Source organism: Selenomonas sputigena ATCC 35185, assembly GCF_000208405.1.
Lineage (GTDB): Bacteria > Bacillota > Negativicutes > Selenomonadales > Selenomonadaceae > Selenomonas > Selenomonas sputigena.
The window spans coordinates 351,947-370,126 of sequence record NC_015437.1 but is presented as its reverse complement, the minus strand read 5'-3'; the positions used below and the strand labels follow the sequence as shown (position 1 = coordinate 370,126).

9 protein-coding genes are annotated in these 18,180 nt (G+C 59.7%); all 9 read right to left on the bottom strand.

The annotated features are described in order from the left end of the window. Positions 1-717, bottom strand: coding sequence for a phosphocholine cytidylyltransferase family protein (locus SELSP_RS01680; RefSeq protein ID WP_006193729.1), 717 nt, complete (start codon positions 715-717; stop codon positions 1-3). 36 nt (positions 718-753) lie between these two features. Further along, entirely contained in the window at positions 754-2,523 is a 1,770-nt protein-coding gene (locus SELSP_RS01675) for a glycosyltransferase family 2 protein (RefSeq protein ID WP_006193730.1), read from the bottom strand. 8 nt (positions 2,524-2,531) lie between these two features. After that, complete coding sequence (locus SELSP_RS01670; RefSeq protein WP_013740554.1) at positions 2,532-3,716, bottom strand: class I SAM-dependent methyltransferase; 1,185 nt, start codon at positions 3,714-3,716, stop codon at positions 2,532-2,534. Positions 3,717-3,851: 135 nt separating this feature from the next. Beyond that, complete coding sequence (locus SELSP_RS01665; protein WP_006193732.1) at positions 3,852-4,715, bottom strand: CDC27 family protein; 864 nt, start codon at positions 4,713-4,715, stop codon at positions 3,852-3,854. A 77-nt stretch (positions 4,716-4,792) separates the two neighbouring features. Beyond that, positions 4,793-6,253 (bottom strand): O-linked N-acetylglucosamine transferase, SPINDLY family protein, encoded by a 1,461-nt coding sequence (locus SELSP_RS01660; protein ID WP_006193733.1) that lies wholly within the window; start codon positions 6,251-6,253, stop codon positions 4,793-4,795. Further along, entirely contained in the window at positions 6,250-11,301 is a 5,052-nt protein-coding gene (locus SELSP_RS01655) for an O-linked N-acetylglucosamine transferase, SPINDLY family protein (RefSeq protein ID WP_006193734.1), read from the bottom strand. The genes SELSP_RS01660 and SELSP_RS01655 overlap by 4 nt, the downstream gene beginning before the upstream one ends. Continuing rightward, on the bottom strand, positions 11,276-13,660 hold the full coding sequence (locus tag SELSP_RS01650; RefSeq protein ID WP_006193735.1) for a glycosyltransferase: 2,385 nt from the start codon (positions 13,658-13,660) through the stop codon (positions 11,276-11,278). The genes SELSP_RS01655 and SELSP_RS01650 overlap by 26 nt, the downstream gene beginning before the upstream one ends. Beyond that, entirely contained in the window at positions 13,657-16,488 is a 2,832-nt protein-coding gene (locus SELSP_RS01645) for a glycosyltransferase family 2 protein (protein WP_232362385.1), read from the bottom strand. The genes SELSP_RS01650 and SELSP_RS01645 overlap by 4 nt, the downstream gene beginning before the upstream one ends. A gap of 132 nt (positions 16,489-16,620) precedes the next feature. Continuing rightward, entirely contained in the window at positions 16,621-17,934 is a 1,314-nt protein-coding gene (locus tag SELSP_RS01640; protein ID WP_006193737.1) for a flagellin N-terminal helical domain-containing protein, read from the bottom strand. Positions 17,935-18,180 lie beyond the last annotated feature (246 nt).

Genomic DNA, 18,180 nt, shown 5'->3' with positions numbered 1-18,180 from the left:
TTATCCTTTTCCCTTCAAGCTTTTCCGCAGAGTTTCCAGCTCTGCCAAGGTATCGATCTCCTGTACATCTTCCGCCGTACACGCGCGCACATGCACGCTGAAGTCCTCGATGTCCGCTGAAAGAGCCGCCTCGTCCCAGTAACGCGCCGCCCCGCCCGGCGTCTCATAGAGATGCCGGATCGACTGCGCGAGTTTCCTACCATCTTCCGTCGTCCAGTACGATATGCCGACCATTTTCCAGCAATCCGTCCCCCCGACCGCCATGCGGCGGATGACGCCCGCCTCATCGGGGAAGAAGCACCAATCCGTCGTCTCCTTGACGGGAATCGCCAGATAGTTTGACCCTTGCTGCTCGCGCGAGAGGAGCGAGGGATTCTGCAGAAAGAGGTCACCCTCGACGACGAAGGCGTTCTCGACGAGAGCGCCCGCGGCGAGCAGCGACGAGATATTGTTTGCCTCGTGCCAGTGGGGATTGTCGATGAAATGCAGCGTCGGGTATTCTTCCTTGAGCGCATCAAACTTCTCGCCCAAGTAGCCGCGCACGACATAAATCTCAGGAATGTCCGCCGCTACGAGGGCGGCGAGCAGCGTGTCGATGATGCGCCTCCCATCGACGCGAACCATGGGCTTCGGCATCTCGTCGGTCAGCGGACGCATCCTCTCTCCGCGTCCCGCCGCAAGGACGATGGCGCGCTCGGCTATGTATGGATCGGACATGACTCCTGCCTTCTTCCTTCCTGATCTCTTGACGCTTCACTCGGGAAGCGCTGCGAAAAGCTCTTCGAATATGCTGCGGGCGCGCGAGAAATCCGCATGAGCGCGAAGCTCTTCGCGTGCGAACACTTCCCTCGCTCTCTCCGCCAGAGTCTGCCGCGCTTCCACGAAGGAGTGTGCAGCAAGCTCCTGCCCGCACGAAAGGAGCAGCGAGGCCCACTCGGCAGGATGCCAGACCAGCGTCCCCTCATCGTGGAATTCATGCGAGAGCAGAGGCACATCGAAGACTCCTGCACGGAAATCCTTCTCCATCTGAAAGAGGAGGACGAAAGCCGCCAGAGGGAAGAATCGCTTCCGGAAAAAGGCCAGCTCCAGCCAGGCACAAGCGTCGAGCACGCGGCGGCGCAGCAGCACGCCCGACAGGCCTCCCATAGGCGTGCGCCCCGCAGCCAACGCATAGGCTCTGTGCCATGCCCCTGCTGCGACGAAGCAATGCGACCGATGCATGGAAAAAACAAATCGCTCGGGATCTGCACCTTCTGCAGTCGCCGTCTCCTCGGCGTCGGCGAGTACGAAGGAAAGCTCATCGTCGAGTTCCAGTGTCGTAACCATCTGCAAGATCTTCTCAGGGAAGAGGCGATCGCCGGGCATGACCCACTGGATATATTCGCCACGCGCCGTCTGCGCCAGACGCACGCCCCATCCGGGAGAGTCGGCGCGGACAATGCAGTGCGGCAGGTGCAGGGCGGCGAGCATCTCCTGCAGATCGGACGCACCGTCTGCGAAATCGAGCACGGCGACCTCCATATACGGATAGGTCTGCGAGGCGATATTCTCCAGCGTGCGATGCCAAAACGAGAGATTTCCGAAATACGGCACGATGACGCTCACAAGCTTCCGCCGCGAACGCACGCGCTCTTCGGCGAAATCTTGTGCCAACTGTTCCGCCAAGCACATGAGACTCTGCAGCGGGGAGAACGTCGCCCCTTCCGTATAGCGAAGCTCGATCTGCCCCTTCGGCAAAATCAAGCCCTGCACCGTCTCGCTCTCGTCCGAAGCAATTGCGACAGGCGGCACATCGCCTTGAAAGACCGTATCGAAATGCTCCTTCCAGTAATAGCAGCGCGCCGTGTGCAGCGAATACTTCGCCGCATTGGCAATCCAACCGTTCAAGACCTTGACGGCCGTATGCTGTGCGCCGCGCCATTGGAAGTGCGCGAAGTGCAGGAAGCTGATGGGAAGCGCCGGAGCAGGCACACGCCTTTCCCCTTCCATGCGATAGAGATAGTGCGTGCCCTGCGCCAGCAACGGATAGGCGTGCGCCGCCTCCCGCCCGACGATGGCCTTCTGCATCATCTCGTGCTCCTTCTTCCGGCGCAAGGGACGCGAGAGCAGAAACTTTCCTGCATCTTCTTCCGGCTTCTCCAATTCATACATCCAATGCCATGCGTAGAAGGTCATATCCGTGCGCAGTCGCCGGAGCACGGAACGGCAAGGCTTCGCAGCATCCTCCGTAACGAGGAACTCATCGGCGTCGACAGGCACGACGATGTCGGCGCCACGCTCGTCAAACGCCCTGTGCATCAACGCCGTCATGATCTCGTCGTGGCAAAGCTCCGCCGACTCGTAGCGCTCGACACGAACGGGAAGCCCCTCCGCTCGAAGGGCGCACAGGATATTCGCCGTGCCGTCGATCGCCGCATGATCGACCACGAGCATCTCGTCCGCATACGTCAAGGTGTGGCGCACGAAACTCTCGATAATGTCGGCACTGTCTGCAACCAAGGATACAGCGATGATCTTGTTCATGCCGCCCCCTACCTCTTGATGAAGATGCAGCTCGAAAGCATCGTCGCGACAAGTTCCGTATCCATACCGACCGCCGTGATTTCCTCAGCAAAAGGGCCTTCCTTGCACGGCACCCGGCTCGCCGCCACGCGCGTGATTCGCTCCGCCACCGTATAGGCGTCGAGCGGCGCATCGCAGTACTCGCTGGAAAAGACGAGCGGATGAAAGGATGTCTCGATATCCTCAAGGATGTAGACACCGCCGCTCGGCAAGACGGGGAAGAGCGTGAAGAGCGCCTTGATCTGATGGCTCCAGAAGTGCGAGGCATCGTCGATGATGATGTGCGGCCGAATCCCCTTGAGACTTTCGAGCACATCGTCCTGCGAGAGGTCAGCAATGCGAATCTTGATGCGCTCTTCTTCATAGGCACGGCAATTCTCATCAATATCGACACCATAGACTTGAGCCTGAGGAAAGAAACGCTTCCACATGCGCTCGCTGCCGCCTTTGGAAACGCCAAGCTCCAAGAGGCGCAGGGGTTTGTTCTTCCAATCGCGCAGAAAGAATTCGTACTTCTTCAGGTAGTTGTGGCGATAGCGGCACTTGTCCGTGCATTCTTCTACGCCGATGCGGTCAAGCTCATGGAACTCGTGAAAGAATCCCGCCTGCAGTCCCTTCTTCTCGCTGACATGACGCTTCAGCCGCAGGTTGAACGCCGTCGGATGCAAAGGCCTTGCCTCGCGCCGCTTCTCAAGCTTCGCCGCGAGCAGGAGGGCGGGAGCCGTGCGCATGTGAAAGAGCATGGCGAATCCGGGGAAGATGCTCGCAATATCCTGCAGGTCGTATGCCCAGACGCGCTCCCAGCAGCGCAGTACGCTGCGCTCTTCATCGAGGGCATCGGGCGTCTGCACGAAGAGCAGCATCTTTCCTCCGATACGGCAGCAAGCCGCCACGGCTTCCGCACTCTTTGCAAAATGCGGCTCTTGTTCCAACCCTTCTGCGAGCACGACAAGATCGTACTGCTTCCCTTCCATGACATCCGCCACTTCCTGCAAGGAAGAGGATATACCGAAATCCTCGTTGAAAAGCGGAACATAGTCCACCCTTGCCCCACGGGAGAGGAATGGTTCCTGGAGCGCAGCGATCACACCCGTCCCGAAATAGGACAAGCCGATCACGAGGACGTCCTTCTCCCTCACCTCGGCTTCCGTCAAGACTCCCTGCTCCCAGAATTCTCTCAGGGCCTTTATATAATAATGATGCAGTCTCACGCGCATCCCCCTCTCATCTCTCGCCGCAGTCATGAAAAAGCCGGGCATCCTGCACGCCCGGCAGACAAGGATCGCACATCAGCCGCGGACCGCAGCCAGAAGTCCGAAATCGGGCAGCTTCATCCTGGCGGCAAGCTCAAGCGCCGCATCGCGCTCTCCCAGAGCGACAAGCGTGTAGCCCATGTTCTTGAGCGTCATCTCATCGTGTGCATCGAGACCGAGCGCCTGCTTCAAGAGATGCTTCGCTGCAGCGAAAGACCCCGCGAGGAAGAAGCCCGCTGCGAACGAATTCAGAAGATGCACCTTCTCCAAAAGAGCGATATTCTTCCCAAGAATTTCCTGTGCCAGTCGCATAGCCTCTTTCTCATCGTCCGCCGCGCTCTGCTGTGCCGGCTGCATCTGCTGTAGGGGCTGCGCCTCGATGCGCTGCACCTGCTGTGCCAACGGCTGAAATGCTTCCGTCTGTGCTTTCGGTGCCGCATCGTCGACCTGCAAAAAGCGTGCGATGGCGGGATATCCTGCACGGATCTCGTCTTCCTTCGTCGTGCCGTAGCAATCGAGCATCTCGGCAAGTTCTTCCTTGTCTTCCGCCGAAAGGGATGCTGCATAATTCTTCAGCACGAACTCGGCTATGGCAAGGCCGTCCGAGGTGCGTTCCTGCAGGAAGCAAATGCGTGCGAGCAGGATGCGTGCCCCGAGATGCTGCGGCGCAAGGCGCAGCGTGTTATCCACCCACTGTGTCGCGCGTTCGTAGTCACCGCTCATGAAATAGGCGTACGACGCATCATAAAAGGCATCCGAATCCTCGATCCCCTGCTCGATCATCGCTGCGACCGTGCCGAGCGCCTCGCCGTACTCTTCATCCGCCATCTGTACGACAAGCTTGCGCTTCGCCTCATCCACTGACGCCGTCTTTGCATTCTTCTTATGCCATTTTGACAAGATATATTCCTCCTAAAAACTTTTGCGTTCATTATATCATACGTTCGTATATCGAAAAAGCACGGAAACAGCTTAAACTATTCTCGTCCATCGAGCCACGCCTGCCAGACGTCCTCATACATCGCTTCGATTTCGCGCACATAGCTTTTGCCGTCCATCACAGGAGATCGCTGCATCATGGGGCGCAGGTTCTTGTGCAGTGCCGCGAGAAGTTCCGCGTCCGATGCAAGCGCCGCAGCCTTCTCCACGTATTCTTCGGGCGTATTCGACACAAGCTCGCCGAGTCCGACGTTTTCCAGAAGCGACAGCCCGAAGCGCGTGCCATGGCGCGTGCCCGCGAGCGTCACGACGGGCACGCCCATGTAAATGGCCTCGCATGTCGTGCCGCCGCCTGTATAGGGAAATGTGTCGAGCGCAATGTCCATGTCCATGTACTCGTGGACGTAATCGAGCGTCATGGGACGCACCTCGATCTCCCCACGACAATAACCGAGAGAAAGCGCCTTTTCGATCAGCGCCTCGGGCTTCCATGCTTTGAGCAGCAGCTTGGCACCGGGCACGCGTCTGAGAAGCGTCAGCCAGAGGCGCAGCATTTCCTCCGAAATCTTCGCAGAGTTGTTGAAGCAGCCAAACACCGGCCTTTCGTGCGGCTGCCAGTCGATCGTACTCTTAAAGATCTCTTCAAAAGGCGTGTAGCAAAAGTGCGAGTGCGAAAGGCGCAGCAGTTTTTCCGAGAAATAGGCATCGCCCTTACCGGGAGGGTCAAGAAAGCGATCCGACAGGTAGTAGTCGACCGCCTTGAGTCCCGAGGTGCTCATGTAGCCGATTCCTGCGATCTGCACGGGCGCCGCCTTGTAGCCGAGCGTCGCCAGGCCATGTCCGCCGTCCGTATGAACGCCGAGGTCGAAGAGGATGTCGATCTCGTCTGCAGCAATCGTCCGCGCACGCTCCTTCGCCTCGGGCAGAGCGATGTTGCGCCAGATGTTGCCAAAGGACTTCATCTGCTCGGCTGCGCCGTCGGAAAGCCCGCCAAGGTCATAGCAGTAGACCTCGAAACGATCGCGGTCGGCGAGCGCCAGCAGCTGCATCATGAAGCAGCTCATGATGTGCGTCTTAAAATTCGACGAGAGATAGCCGATGCGGATTTTCGAGTGGCGGCGATGATCGTCTCGCACATGCTGCAGCTCTTCTTTGGGGCGGAAGAAATTCTGATAGAAGAAGTGGCTCTCAGCCAGCTCCTCATCACTGACATGCGGCAGATAGTGACAGATCAAAAGGTAATCGCTGTAAAGCTTCCTCTGCTGTGCGAGATACGGTGCGTACAGAACCGCCTCGCGATAGGCGGCGGCGGATTCCTCCGCGCGCTCAAGGAATCGCAGGAAGTAACCGAGCCGGCCGTACAGGAAGCTCTTCTCCCCGCGGTCAAGCTCCGCCCCGTGCTTTTCCAGCAGCTGCCCGATGCGCTCCGTCCCCTGCGCCCAATCCGTCCGCTCCTGCAAAACGGCGAGCTCTTCTGTAATCTTGGAAAAATCCTTCATCGTCCGCCCTCTTCCTCCTTCTTTCGCTCCACTGCCATACAGTAGAAGCGCTCCAACTCCTCCATGTAATGCGGCGTCTGCATGACGGGCGAGGCGATAAAGCGCGCATGGAGCGTCCGATGCAGTTCATCGAGAAGATCTGCCTCATGAGCGAGCGCCACGGCCTTCTCAATGTACGTCCTCGCATCGGCTGCAGCAAGCTCCGAAAGCCCCACGTTCTTCAGCAGCGAAAGCCCGAAGCGCGTGCCGCGCCGCCTGCCATAGCGCGTGACGACGGGAATGCCCATGTAGAGCGCGTCGCACGTCGTGCCGCCGCCCGGATACGGGTACGTGTCGAGCGCGATGTCAACTGTCCTATATCGCTCCATGTAGTCGCTCGTCGCAGGCTCCAAGTCGACGCGCTCGATGTCGATCTGCGCCTTCGCCATGCGGCGCAGTACCTCTTCTCGCATCTTCGGCGCGAAAAGCTCCTGACACTTGACGAACAGGCGGCTCTTCGGCACGCGCTCCAAGATCTCCCGCCAGCAGAAGAGCATTTCTTCCGTGACCTTGTACCAATGGTTGAAAACGCCGAAGACGACATGCCCCGCTTTCCGGCATGGCGCACCCGATGGCTCGGGCGCCGCGCTCTTCGCCGTGTAGAGGAACTGGCTCGTCAAGCATACAGGCTCTTCCGTGAAGAGGGCGTCGTGCCTTCCCAGCGGGTCGACGATGTCGTCCGTGAGGAAGTAGTCGACCGCCGAAAGCCCCGTCGTGTTGACGTAGCCGAGTCCCGATACCTGCACGGGCGCGGGTCGATAGGCGAGCACGGGCAGAGCGCCGCCCGCGCTGTGCCCCGCGAGGTCGACGAGGACATCGATCTCATCTGCACGAATCCTTTCGGCAATCTCCGCAAAGGAAAGCCCCGCGACATTGCGCCATGCCGTCGCGTGCTCTTTCAGAGCTTCGGTGAAGCCGTCCTCCTCCTCCGCGAGCGAATAAGCATAGACCTCGAAACGTGTGCGGTCGAAGCGCACGAAAAGCCCATAAATAAAGGAAAACATGACATGACAGCGAAAATCAGGCGACAGATAGCCGATGCGAATCTTCTCATGATCCTTCCAAGCGCGTTCGGCAAGCGGCTCGATGCCCGCAAGAAGTTTCTCATAGCCTCGATGCGCGGCAAAAAGCTCCTCCTGTCCGATCGCCGTATTGTGCAGGGCGAGCAAGTGCGAGCTGTACGCTTCCGTGCGTGCGTGAAGGTCGTCCGCGAGGTCTGCGGCTTCGCGGTAAGCTCCCGACGCCTCGTCGGCACGGGCAAGCATGTAGGCGGCATGAGCTTTTGCGAGCGCGAGACGATGGCGGAAGGGACGTGTCTCGCGCGTCTTTTCCGTCCGCGCCTGCGCTTCCTCCGCGCTCGCCAGCGCCGCTGCATGATCGCCCGCGAGCTTCTGCACTTCGGCGAGAAGCTGCAGGATCTCGGGTCTTTCTTCTTGCGCTTTTTCGAGCGCCATTTCCAGGAAGCCCCGCGCCTTTTTCGGCTCCTCCAACTGCAGCGAAGCAAATCCCATGCTCATCAAAAGCCGGCTTGATGCGGCATCCAGCGCGACGAGGCGATGAGCGGCGGCGAGGAAGCTGTGCCACTCGCGCGCGGCGAAGGCGGCGTCCGCCTCGGCTTGCAGACGGGGCACGAGCTTCCTGCACTGCTTCTTGCTGTCCTCGCCGAGCTTGTGTGCCCAGATCTTCTCATACGCCGCTTCGAGATGGAGCATGTAGCGTGCGGCGTCCATGAGAGGAGATGCCTCCATGCGCGTGCGCAAGGTGCGGCGCAGAACAGCGAGCGCAGCCACATCGGCGGCGAGCACGCATGCCTTCTCCACATATTCGTCCGCCGTATGTGCACAGCAGGCGTCGGCAAGGCCGAGGTTCGCCAAGATGCTCGCGCCGAAGCGTGCGCCATGGCGCACCCCCGCCAATGTGACGACAGGCACGCCCATGTAGAGCGCGTCACATGTCGTACCCCCGCCCGGGTACGGGAATGTGTCGAGCGCGATGTCGACCTCGCCGTAGGCCACGAGGTACTCCGCCGTATGGCCTTCGGTTCTGATGCGGGCGAGGTCGATGCCCGCCGCCTCCAAGCGGCGGAGCGCCTCCTCTCTGCCGTCCGACGCATCGAAGACCGCCGTCTTGAGGAAGAGGCGCGAGCGCGGCACGGCACGGAGGATCTTCGCCCAAAGATGCAACACCCGGTCCGTGACCTTCGCGAAGTTGTTGAAGCTGCCGAACGTAATATAGCCCTTCTCCCGCGCGGGCAAGGGCGCGATGCGCGATTTTTCCCCCGCGCGGCTCGCACGGTAGCAGAGGTGACTCTCGGGCAAGCGCAGGAGCTTCTCCGTAAAGCAGCCGTCGTTTTCCCCCATAGGGTCGATATACGCGTCCGTCAAGAAATAATCGACCGCGGAAAGCCCCGTCGTATCGAAGTAGCCGATGCCCGAAATCTGCACGGGTGCAGGACGAAGCGCGAGCACGGGAAGCGCGTTGTTCGCGCTGTGTCCCGCAAGGTCGAAGAGGATGTCGATCTCATCGGCGCGGATCCTCTCGGCAATCTCTGCAGGAGTCCCGCCGCCCACATAGCGCCAAGCCGACGCATGAGAAGAAAGCTCCGCCGCCATCGCATTCTCGCCTGCAAGCGAGTAGCCGAAGACCTCGAAGCGACTCTTGTCAAAGTGCGTGAAAAAGGCGAAGCTGAAGAGCGCGACGATGTGGAACGTGAAGTCGGGCGAGATATAGCCGATGCGGATCTTCCCGCGCCGCTTCGGCGCTCGCTTCATGCGCGGCACGCCCTTGAAAAGCTCCCCATAGCGTCGTGCCGCATCGAGCATGAACTGCGACTCGCGCTCGACGTAGTGCAGGGCGAAGAGGTAGTTGCTCCAAGAGGAGGCCTTGTCTTCGAGCGTCTCGGCAGACTCGAAGGCCGCCCGTTCCTCGCGCAGCGACTCCTCGACCTCTCCCATGCTGCAGGAAACGCGCGCGAGAAGATTGTGTGCGAGCACCTCGTCGCCTCGTGCGAGCATACCGAGGGAAAGAGCGCGCTGCGCATCCAGACGGGCCGCCTGCCAATGCCCAAGCAAAAAGGCCGCCCGCGCTCGAAGGAACAGGCCGAAAGCGTCATCCTTGCCCGAAATATACAATCCTGCTGCACGCGCGGCATTTTCTCCCTCTCCGGCGTCGATGTAGAGTCCCGCCGTCAGACGCCATACATCGCGCTCCGCCCTGCCTGCAGCGAGGAGCGTGTCGGCGGCGGCAAGCGCTTGGCGAAGGTCTCCCGCCGCAAAGAATCGCTTGAGCGCGACAGCGAGCCTCGCCGCTTCCTCGGGCGAGATCGCCGTCTGTGCCGCATCGTGCGCTGTGAGCGCCGCTTCATAGCCGACTTCGAGTGCTGCAACATAAGAAGCGCCGTCCATCAAAGGTGACTTTTCCATCATGGGGCGCAGATTCCTGTGCAGGGCGGCAAGAAGCTCCGTATCCTCGGCAAGCGCTGCCGCCGTCTCTACATAGCTTGCCGCATCCGCCGCCGCCAGATCCTCCAAACCGAGATTGGCGAGGATGCTGCAGCCGAAACGCGTGCCGTGCGAATCTCCCTTGAGCGTGACGACGGGCACGCCCATGTAGAGCGCATCGAACGTCGTACCGCCGCCCGGATAGGGGAATGTATCGAGCGCGATGTCGACATCATGATACTCGTGCAGGTATTCACGAGTATCGGGACGCAGCTCGACGCGTGCAGGCTCAATGCCTGCCGCTTGCAGTCGCTCAAGTGCGGCGGTGCATCCCTCCTCGCTCGAAAAGGCGGCGGATTTCAAGAGCAGACGCGATTGCGGGACTGCGGCAAGGATCTGCGCCCATGCCGCGAGCGTCTCGTCCGAAGCCTTGGCGAAAGCATTGAAACTGCCGAAGGTCACAAAACCTTTCCGCAGGCATGGCGCAGCGCCCGCAAGCGGTGCGCCCGCCTCGGGCGTATAGCAGAGGTGCGTATGTGAGAGAACGAGCAGCTTCTCCGTAAAGAACGGCGCTTCCTTGATACCCGCCGGCGCGCCGTCGAGCCATACATCGCCGATCATATAGTCGACCGCGGGAAGCCCCGTCGTCGCGAAGTAGCCGATGCCTGACATCTGCACGGGCGCAGGGCGATGCACGAGCACGGGAAGCCCCGTGCCGCGCGTATGACCGGCGAGATCCACGAGGACGTCTATGTCGTCCTCGTAGATGCGCCGTGCCGCCTCCTGCGGCGAGAGCGGCGAGATATTGCGCCAAGCGTCGACGAGACGCATGATGCGGCGGCTCTCCTCGTCCTCCGGGCCGTTTTGATAGCAATAGACCTCGAAGCGCTCGGCATTGTAATGCGTGAAGAGTGCCTCGGCAAAGCGCAGCACAACATGATGGCGCAGGTCGGGCGAGATATAGCCGATGCGAATCTTGCGCCGCTTTTGCCGACAGCGATGGAGAAACGGTGTCACGGCGCGGAAAAGCTCTCCATAAGCGCAGTGCGCACGGTACACTTCTTGCTGCGGCACGCGCAGAAAATGCAGCGCGAAGAGGACATTGCTCCATGCCACGGCGCGAAGCTCAGGAGTTTCCGCTGCAGCAGCCGCCTTTTCGTAGGCGGCTGCTGCTTCTTCTGCCAATCCCATAGCACGCGCCGTCTGCCCGAGAAGGTTGCAGACCTTCTCGACGTAGAGAGAGGCAATCCCTTCCTCGCGCTGCAAGAGCGATACGAGCGCATGATGCGCCGAGAGCAGCTTTCCTTCAGCGAAGAGGAGACGCGCCCGAAGGAACGCGCCGTAGACAGACTGCGGCTCCTTCTGCAGAAGCGCCTCGACCAAGGGCGCCGCCCCCTCATAGTCGCCCGCCTCGATGTGGATGCTCGCAGCGGCGCCGAGCGCCTCCGACTGGGTCGCCTCGTCCTTCGCCAGCTCGCGCACAGCGTCCATCGCTGCGTCGAAATCGCGCACGGCGAGACACGCGCCGATCCTCTCGCGCAGCCTATCTTTTTCCTTCTCGCTTGCCATGCGCCCGCTCCTTTTTCTTCATCTTTTCCAGCGTGCGCCGGGTGGAGCGCATCGCCTCTTCGTACTCGCGCCACATTTCTCCTGCCGCCGCACGATCAAAACGATCGCGCTCCTCCAGATACTCGCCGTAGAGAAGTTCCAACGGCTGTGCATACTCTTCTTCCGTCGCGACGTATATGCGGCGCTCGAAATACTCCTTGATGAGCCGCAGCCATTCCAAGCGGCTCAAGAGAATGACCTCCGCCTGCTGCCCTTCCTGCTCCTCATGGCGGCGGTAGCAGCTCAAGGGCTTCTGAAAGAAGATGCAATCGCCCCCTTCCAGAAGCTTCAGCCACATCGCCACGTCGGAAATCGTCTTGTAGCCACGGCTCTCGGCGCGCCAATAGTGGTGCTTGAGATCGGCTCGCCGAAAGAGCACGGCGGACGGCTCTCCGAGGAAGTTTCTGCAGCCGAGCAGCGTCTCCCTGCCGACGGCCTCACCCTCGAATACGGAATAATCCGCTTCACTTTCGGGCACTCCTTCCGTACAAGGATTCGGCTGCACCCTGCCCTCCCCATCAATCTGAGCGCGCCTTGACGTCACTAGTCTCGCCGCAGGATTCTCGCGAAACGCCTGCATCATCTTCTCGATCTTGCCGTCGAGCAGGATGTCGTCGTCCATCAGCCACTGCAGGTACTCGCCCTTTGCGAGATGCTCGAACGGCGCGAAATTCTCCTCCTTCGTCTTCGCCGTCCTATTTCGGTGATAGCACAGCCTCGGATCGCCCAAATACTTTTCAATCAGAGCTTCCGTTCGGTCGTCCGTGCCGTTGTCGCAAACGATGATCTCAAGGTTTTCGTACTTCTGCCGCAGGGCGCTTTGGAGCGCAAGCTCGAAGAACTTCGGGCGGTTGTACGTCGGGATCATGATGCTGACGAGAGGCAGCGCCTTCCTGCGCCAATGCCTTTTGTACGGCTCGGCAAGCAGGAGAGAAACAGCATCCTCCTCGGGCAGGACGCCCGTCTCGCCCTTCGCCTCGGCGAGCAGGGAAGAAAAGCTCTTGAGCCGCGCCGAAAGCTCGACCGCCGCCGCGTCCGTGCGGCCCGCCGCGCGATAAAGCAGCACCTCATCGCGCTTCTCGGGCGGCAAGAAGCGTGCGTAGTAGAGTGCGACGTGAGTCAGTTCGCGCATGGCAAGCGCCGCCGTGATGAACGGCGCATCGCGCTCCTTGTCGTAGAGCGTGTCGAGAAGCGCGATGACATCTGCCGGCTTCTGTCCCGCAAGCGCGTCATAGAGCGCAAGGAAGATCCTCGTGTCGTAAGGATATTCCTTGACCGCACGAAGGAAATAGTCGAATGCTTCCGCCGGTCTTCCCTTCATCGCCTCAATCTTGCCGAGCGAAAGGCAGACGAAAGGAAACATCTGTAGGGAATTATCCGCACGCAGCGAAGTAGGCACCTTCTCCCTGCACGCCATGCCGCGTCGGAACATCTTCTCCGCCAGCAGGTAGTCACGCTCCTCCCATGCCAGAAGCCCAAATTCCATGGGGAATTCCGCGAGATCGGGGTACTTCTCCATCGCCTCCTGCAAGACGGGCACAAGTTCTTCTTTCGGGCGCTTCTGAGCGAGAAGAGCGCGCACGAGTCCCCAATATTCCGCGCCTTCGCGCCCCATGTAGACGATCTTGCTCGCAATCGCCTTCTGCGCATACTCGACCGCCTTCGCGAAATCGCCCAAGCCGTAATAACAATCCATATAATGCAGGGCGTCATCCACCGATTCTCCCTCTGCCTCTTCCTTCTGGCGCAGGAAGTCGAGATTGCGCTCCAGCTTCTTGCGCACGATGTGCTGTGAATATCCCGTGTGGAAGATGACGAGCTTTGGCGTCACGAACATCTCGTGCTCTGCCCGATGAGCATCTACGACATGCTCATGGATCTTGCCCTCGTAGCGAAGATCGGGACTATTGCGGAAGATGCGCAATTGGAAGATCGCGCCCGTGAAGCGGTTTCCCTGATCCTTGTCGATATTGACGAGGCGGCAGATCACGCCGACGATGGGCTTCGTGCTCTTCTCCACCTCCAAGAGCAGCGGACGCACCTTGGCAATCGTCTGCGGACTGAAATATTCGTCCGCGTCAAGGAAGAGAATCCAATCGCCCTTCGCCTTTTCCAACGCGCAGTTCTTCGCGGCGGCAAAATCGTTCTGCCACGCATGATGAAAGACGCGTGCGCCCGCCTCCTTTGCCATCTCGACCGTGCGATCGGTCGAGCCGGTATCGACGACGATCATCTCGTCAGCGATCTTCTTCATCGAGGTGAGCCATGTGCCAATATTTTCCTCTTCATTCTTCGTGATCACACACGCGGAAAGCTTCATGCCTCGGCCTCCTTCATCCATGCTTCATAAGCGTCGATATCCTTTTCCTGCGATCCCATCTGCCGCGCCCGTGAAAAACTGTCATGCGCACACGCGAAATCACCGAGACGGTAGAAAGCGATACCTGCATCGTGCCAAAAAGCGGCATCAGCTGCGGCGGCATCTGCCGGCACGGCAGCCAAGAGTTCGAGCGATGCCCGCCATTTCTCCGCCGCCAAGAGGACTGCCGCCGCCTCACGCTTCTTCTCCGGCGAGAGTGCCGAGAGGATGCGCACATAGCGAAGCAGCGCTTCGTCCGGCAGGCGCTGTGCAAGCGCCGGAAAAAATGTCCAATACGACTCCCAAAGCTCTTCTGTAAGCGGCTCCTCCTTCGCATAGCAGCGCACGATCTCCTGCAGCGCAGGCAGGAGCGGCTGCATCTCCTGCACGGGAAGATGCGCCTTCCCTTTCTGTTCCGACAGCTGCAGCAGTGTGAGAAACAAATCCTGCATCGTGTCTGCGACCAATCTCGTCGCCACCCCCGCCATCTTCTGCCAGTCCCCTGCCTGCCAAGCAGCGAGGCAATCCGACTCAGGCAGACGTTCGCCAAAGATTGCCGCCAAATCCGCTGCCGCATCAGCAGCGAGCTTCGCTTCTCCAGCGGACGCTGCCCAGCGTACGAGAAAGCGCAGAGCCTCCGCCGTATGCGGGAAGAACTCGCGCAAGGTTTCACCGCACGGCACGCCCACGAGTCTCTGCCAGGCGGCGAGTGCTTCCTCACTGAACGGATGGAGACGCAAAGATGCGGCGAGCGCCGCCTTCGCCTTCGTCGTCTCGCCAAGCGCAAGATAAATCTCTCCCAGACGACGCCAAGCGACCGGCGCGTCTGCGGCAAAGCGCGACGCCTGCCATGTCGATTCGGCTTCCTGCGCAGCACGGGAAAAAGCCTGCTCAAAAGAATCCGCCGCATCCTTGAGCCTTCCCATCGACGAGAGGATCATGCCTTTCTCTGCATAGAAATCGGGCAGCTCAGGAAAGGCTTCCAACGCCCTGTCCGCTAATGCAAGCATATCTTCTGCCGTCATACGGCATTCCCGCATCGCCTGCAGCGCTGTCCTGTACATATCGCTGTCGCTGCCGATGGCAGTGACCGAGGAATCGAGCGCCGAAAGGGCGTAGTAAAGCGCCTTTTTCCAATCGCCAAAAGCAACATAGCAGTCCGCCAGATAGCGATAATGCCCGGGCTGCTCGCCGTTCTTCTCGATGTCCGCCTGCAGGAGTGCAAAGTTCCGCTCAATCTTCTTCCTGACGCGCCCCGCAGAATAGCCGAGATGGCATACGAGCAGATGCTTCTTTTCCAGCTTGATTTCGAGCTGACCTTCCTTCTTTCCGACCGCCTCGTGGATGCGCCCGGCGAAGGCGATATCCGCACGGCGACGGAAAATGCGAACGGTCGGGAAGCGCTGGATCTCCTTAAAATGATCGTCCTCGTCGAGATTGGCAATCGCCAGCATGACCGCCTCGATTTCAGGCTGCTCGACGGACAGTGCGGCGAGATACGGTCGCACGGCCTGCGGCTCTGCAAAATATTCGTCAGCATCAAGGAAGGCGACCCAGTCCCCCGCCGCATGGGAAAGCGCTTCGTTCTTCGCCGCCGCAAAGTCGTCGCGCCACATATAGTCGTAGACGCGTGCGCCCGCCGCCTCGGCCAGCGCCTTCGTATCGTCCTTCGATCCCGTATCTACAACGATGCGCTCATCGCTGTAGACCGCCGTGTTTTGGAGCCAGCGCGGCATGTCATGCGCCTCGTCGCGCACGATCGCACACGCCGAAATTCTCAGCGTCTTCTCCCTCTCTGTGATTTTTTGCCAAAGAGCTGCGCGCTCCTTCGCCACGGCGAGCATCGCATCGTCGAACTCCATCGCCTCGCCGTCCTCTTCGTGCTCAGCATAAGCACGAAGAGCCTCTTCCATCGTCGCAATCGCCTCAGGGAACTTCATCTGCCGTGCCAAATGCTCGGCATACTCGGCATGAAACTCCGGAATGCGCGGAAAATCGCGTCGTGCCTTTTCCAGTACACGCGTGCGCTCCTCGCCCTCAGGAAGCGTATAGAGCAGCATGCGATAGCAGCGGCTCGCAAAAAGCACGGGACGAGGGCCATCTGCGATGTCGAGCCGCGCGTAGTGAAGCGCTCGCTCCTCATCGCCCACGCCTTCATACGCCTCGGCGAGGTAGCGGTAGAGATCCTCCGGGCTCTGCGTCTGCTCCAATTCCTGCAGAAGGAGTCTCAAGTTGCGCTCCGCCTTGCCCTTCGCACGACTCGCAGTATAGCCCGTATGAAGCAGCACAAGGGACTCTTCGGAAATGAACCCGAGGCGCAATGCACCGTCCTCGCGCTCAATATGCTCATGGATGCGACCCACATAGCGGATCTCAGGCAAGCGGCGGAAGGCGCGCACGACATAGGTATGATCAATGCGCTCTTCCTTCTCGCCGTCGACGTCGAGATTCACGATCTTCACGGCGAGCGCATCAAAGCCTTCCGCTTTTTCAAGGACAGTACACAAATTTCCGCGCGTCGCCTCGGAAAAGCGCTCATCCGCATCGAGGAATACGACCCAGTCGCCTGTCGCATGAGAAAGCGCCGCGTTCCGCGCCACCGCAAAGTCATCGCACCACGCGCCGCGAAAGAGCTTCACCTTGGGCAAAGCCTCTGCAATACGGCACGTATCGTCCTCAGAGCCGGTATCATAGACGATGATCTCATCGACGCTCGCCGCTATGCTCTCGATGGATGCGGCGATATTTGCGCTCTCGTTCTTCGTGATATAGCAAGCTGAGATTTTCATATCGTACAAATTCCCCTTTATCATAGAACAGCTATCTCATGTATCGTGATAAAGTGCAGGGAACTTAATGCACGCAAAAGAACCTCCCCCGAAGGGGAGGTTCTTGAGAGCTCTTTTGTAATTCTGACGAAATTACTGGAGCAGGCTGAGAACGCCGGAGCTGGACTGGTTCGCCTGAGCGAGCATAGCCTGAGCAGCCTGCATGAGAACGTTGTTCTTCGTGTAGTTCGTCATCGCCTTTGCCATGTCGGCATCGCGGATGGTGGACTCGGAAGCCTGGACGTTCTCGCTTGCCGTCGTCAAGTTCTGGCTCGTGTAGTTCAAGCGGCTCTGAACAGCGCCGATCGTCGTCTGCTGGTCGAGTGCCTTGCTGATCGCGTTGTCAAGAACGTTGATGGCAGCGTTCGCCTTGTCGCGCGTGCTGATGTTCAGCGTGGAGCCGTCCGAACCCTGGAGGCCGAGAGCCTGGGCGCGCATATCGGTCATGCCGACGCGGATCGCCTGGTTGGCGCGCGTGCCGATCTGGAAGTTCATCGAGTTGTCCTGCGAGTTGTCCTGCGCACGAACCGTCTCGGAGAAAGCGTCGAGGACAGCATTCGCGGACTTGTTGATGTTGCCCTGCGTATCCGTGATGCTGAACGTGATGCCGCCGACCGACTTGCCAACGCCCGTGCCTGCAGCGTAGAGCGAGATCGCGCTCTCACCGGAAGCCGTGTAGACCGTGTCACCAGCGACGTTCGTGCCGATGACGGATGTAGCACCGACATCAGTTGCCATGCCGCCGACAATGCCCGTGCCCGAGAGGCGCTTGATGACCTCCGAGAAAGTCTGCGTCGAAACCTTGAAGCTCGTCGTCTCCGTCTTGCCCTGGTTGACGTACGAAACCGTGATCGTATCCTGCGAATGGATGTTGAGGTTGCGACCCGTGCGATCGAGCAGACCCGTCATAGCCGAAGTAGCTACCGTCGCCGTGCTCATCGACTGGTTCGTGAACGTCGTCGTCGTAGCCGTGACCTTCTGGTTGTGCGTGCCGTCGACGAGGTACTTGCCGTTGAACGTGATGTTCGCGTTGTCGTTGATCTGGTCGATGCTCTGGTTGAGCTCCTTCTGGATCGTCAGACGGTCGTCATCCGTGTTCGTGTCGTTCGCAGCGTTGATGACCTTCTCCTTGAGGGTCTTGAGGATGTCAACCGTGCTGGAAACAGCGCCCTCAGCAACCTTCATCATGCTGTTGCCGTTCTGCGTGTTCTGGTTGTCCTGATCGAGCGAACGGATCTGGACGCGCATGCGCTCGGAAATCGCATAGCCCGAAGCGTCATCGACAGCGCCGTTGATCTTCATGCCGGACGAAACCTGCTTGAGGCTCGTCGAGAGCGCGCTCTGATTCTTGTTCAACGTGTTCAGCGTGTTGACCGCCATCATGTTGTTCTTAACTACCAATGCCATTTGTCTTTTCCTCCCTGGTTGTTCCTAGTTCTTCTCCTGCCGGGCATCCTTGTCCGGTGCTTGAGACGGCTTGCCGTCCCTGCGCCTTGCGGCGCAAATAAGCAAAGCAGGCGTTTTCCGTCATTGCTGCATGCCGCCGCTAGCTAGCTTCATGCAGCGGGTCGATCGGAGACCCGCCTGGTTGCTGACACTTTTTGAGCGGCAAGTATCTCTTGCCTTTGCTCAATTAGTTTATCGGTGGGACGC

What these genes read in the sequence shown, in the direction of transcription:
- SELSP_RS01680 (WP_006193729.1), bottom strand. Translation starts at nt 717, where the DNA reads ATGTCCGATCCATACATAGCCGAGCGCGCCATCGTCCTTGCGGCGGGA.
- SELSP_RS01675 (WP_006193730.1), bottom strand. Translation starts at nt 2,523, where the DNA reads ATGAACAAGATCATCGCTGTATCCTTGGTTGCAGACAGTGCCGACATT.
- SELSP_RS01660 (WP_006193733.1), bottom strand. Translation starts at nt 6,253, where the DNA reads ATGAAGGATTTTTCCAAGATTACAGAAGAGCTCGCCGTTTTGCAGGAG.
- SELSP_RS01655 (WP_006193734.1), bottom strand. Translation starts at nt 11,301, where the DNA reads ATGGCAAGCGAGAAGGAAAAAGATAGGCTGCGCGAGAGGATCGGCGCG.
- SELSP_RS01650 (WP_006193735.1), bottom strand. Translation starts at nt 13,660, where the DNA reads ATGAAGCTTTCCGCGTGTGTGATCACGAAGAATGAAGAGGAAAATATT.
- SELSP_RS01645 (WP_232362385.1), bottom strand. Translation starts at nt 16,488, where the DNA reads ATGAAAATCTCAGCTTGCTATATCACGAAGAACGAGAGCGCAAATATC.
- SELSP_RS01640 (WP_006193737.1), bottom strand. Translation starts at nt 17,934, where the DNA reads ATGGCATTGGTAGTTAAGAACAACATGATGGCGGTCAACACGCTGAAC.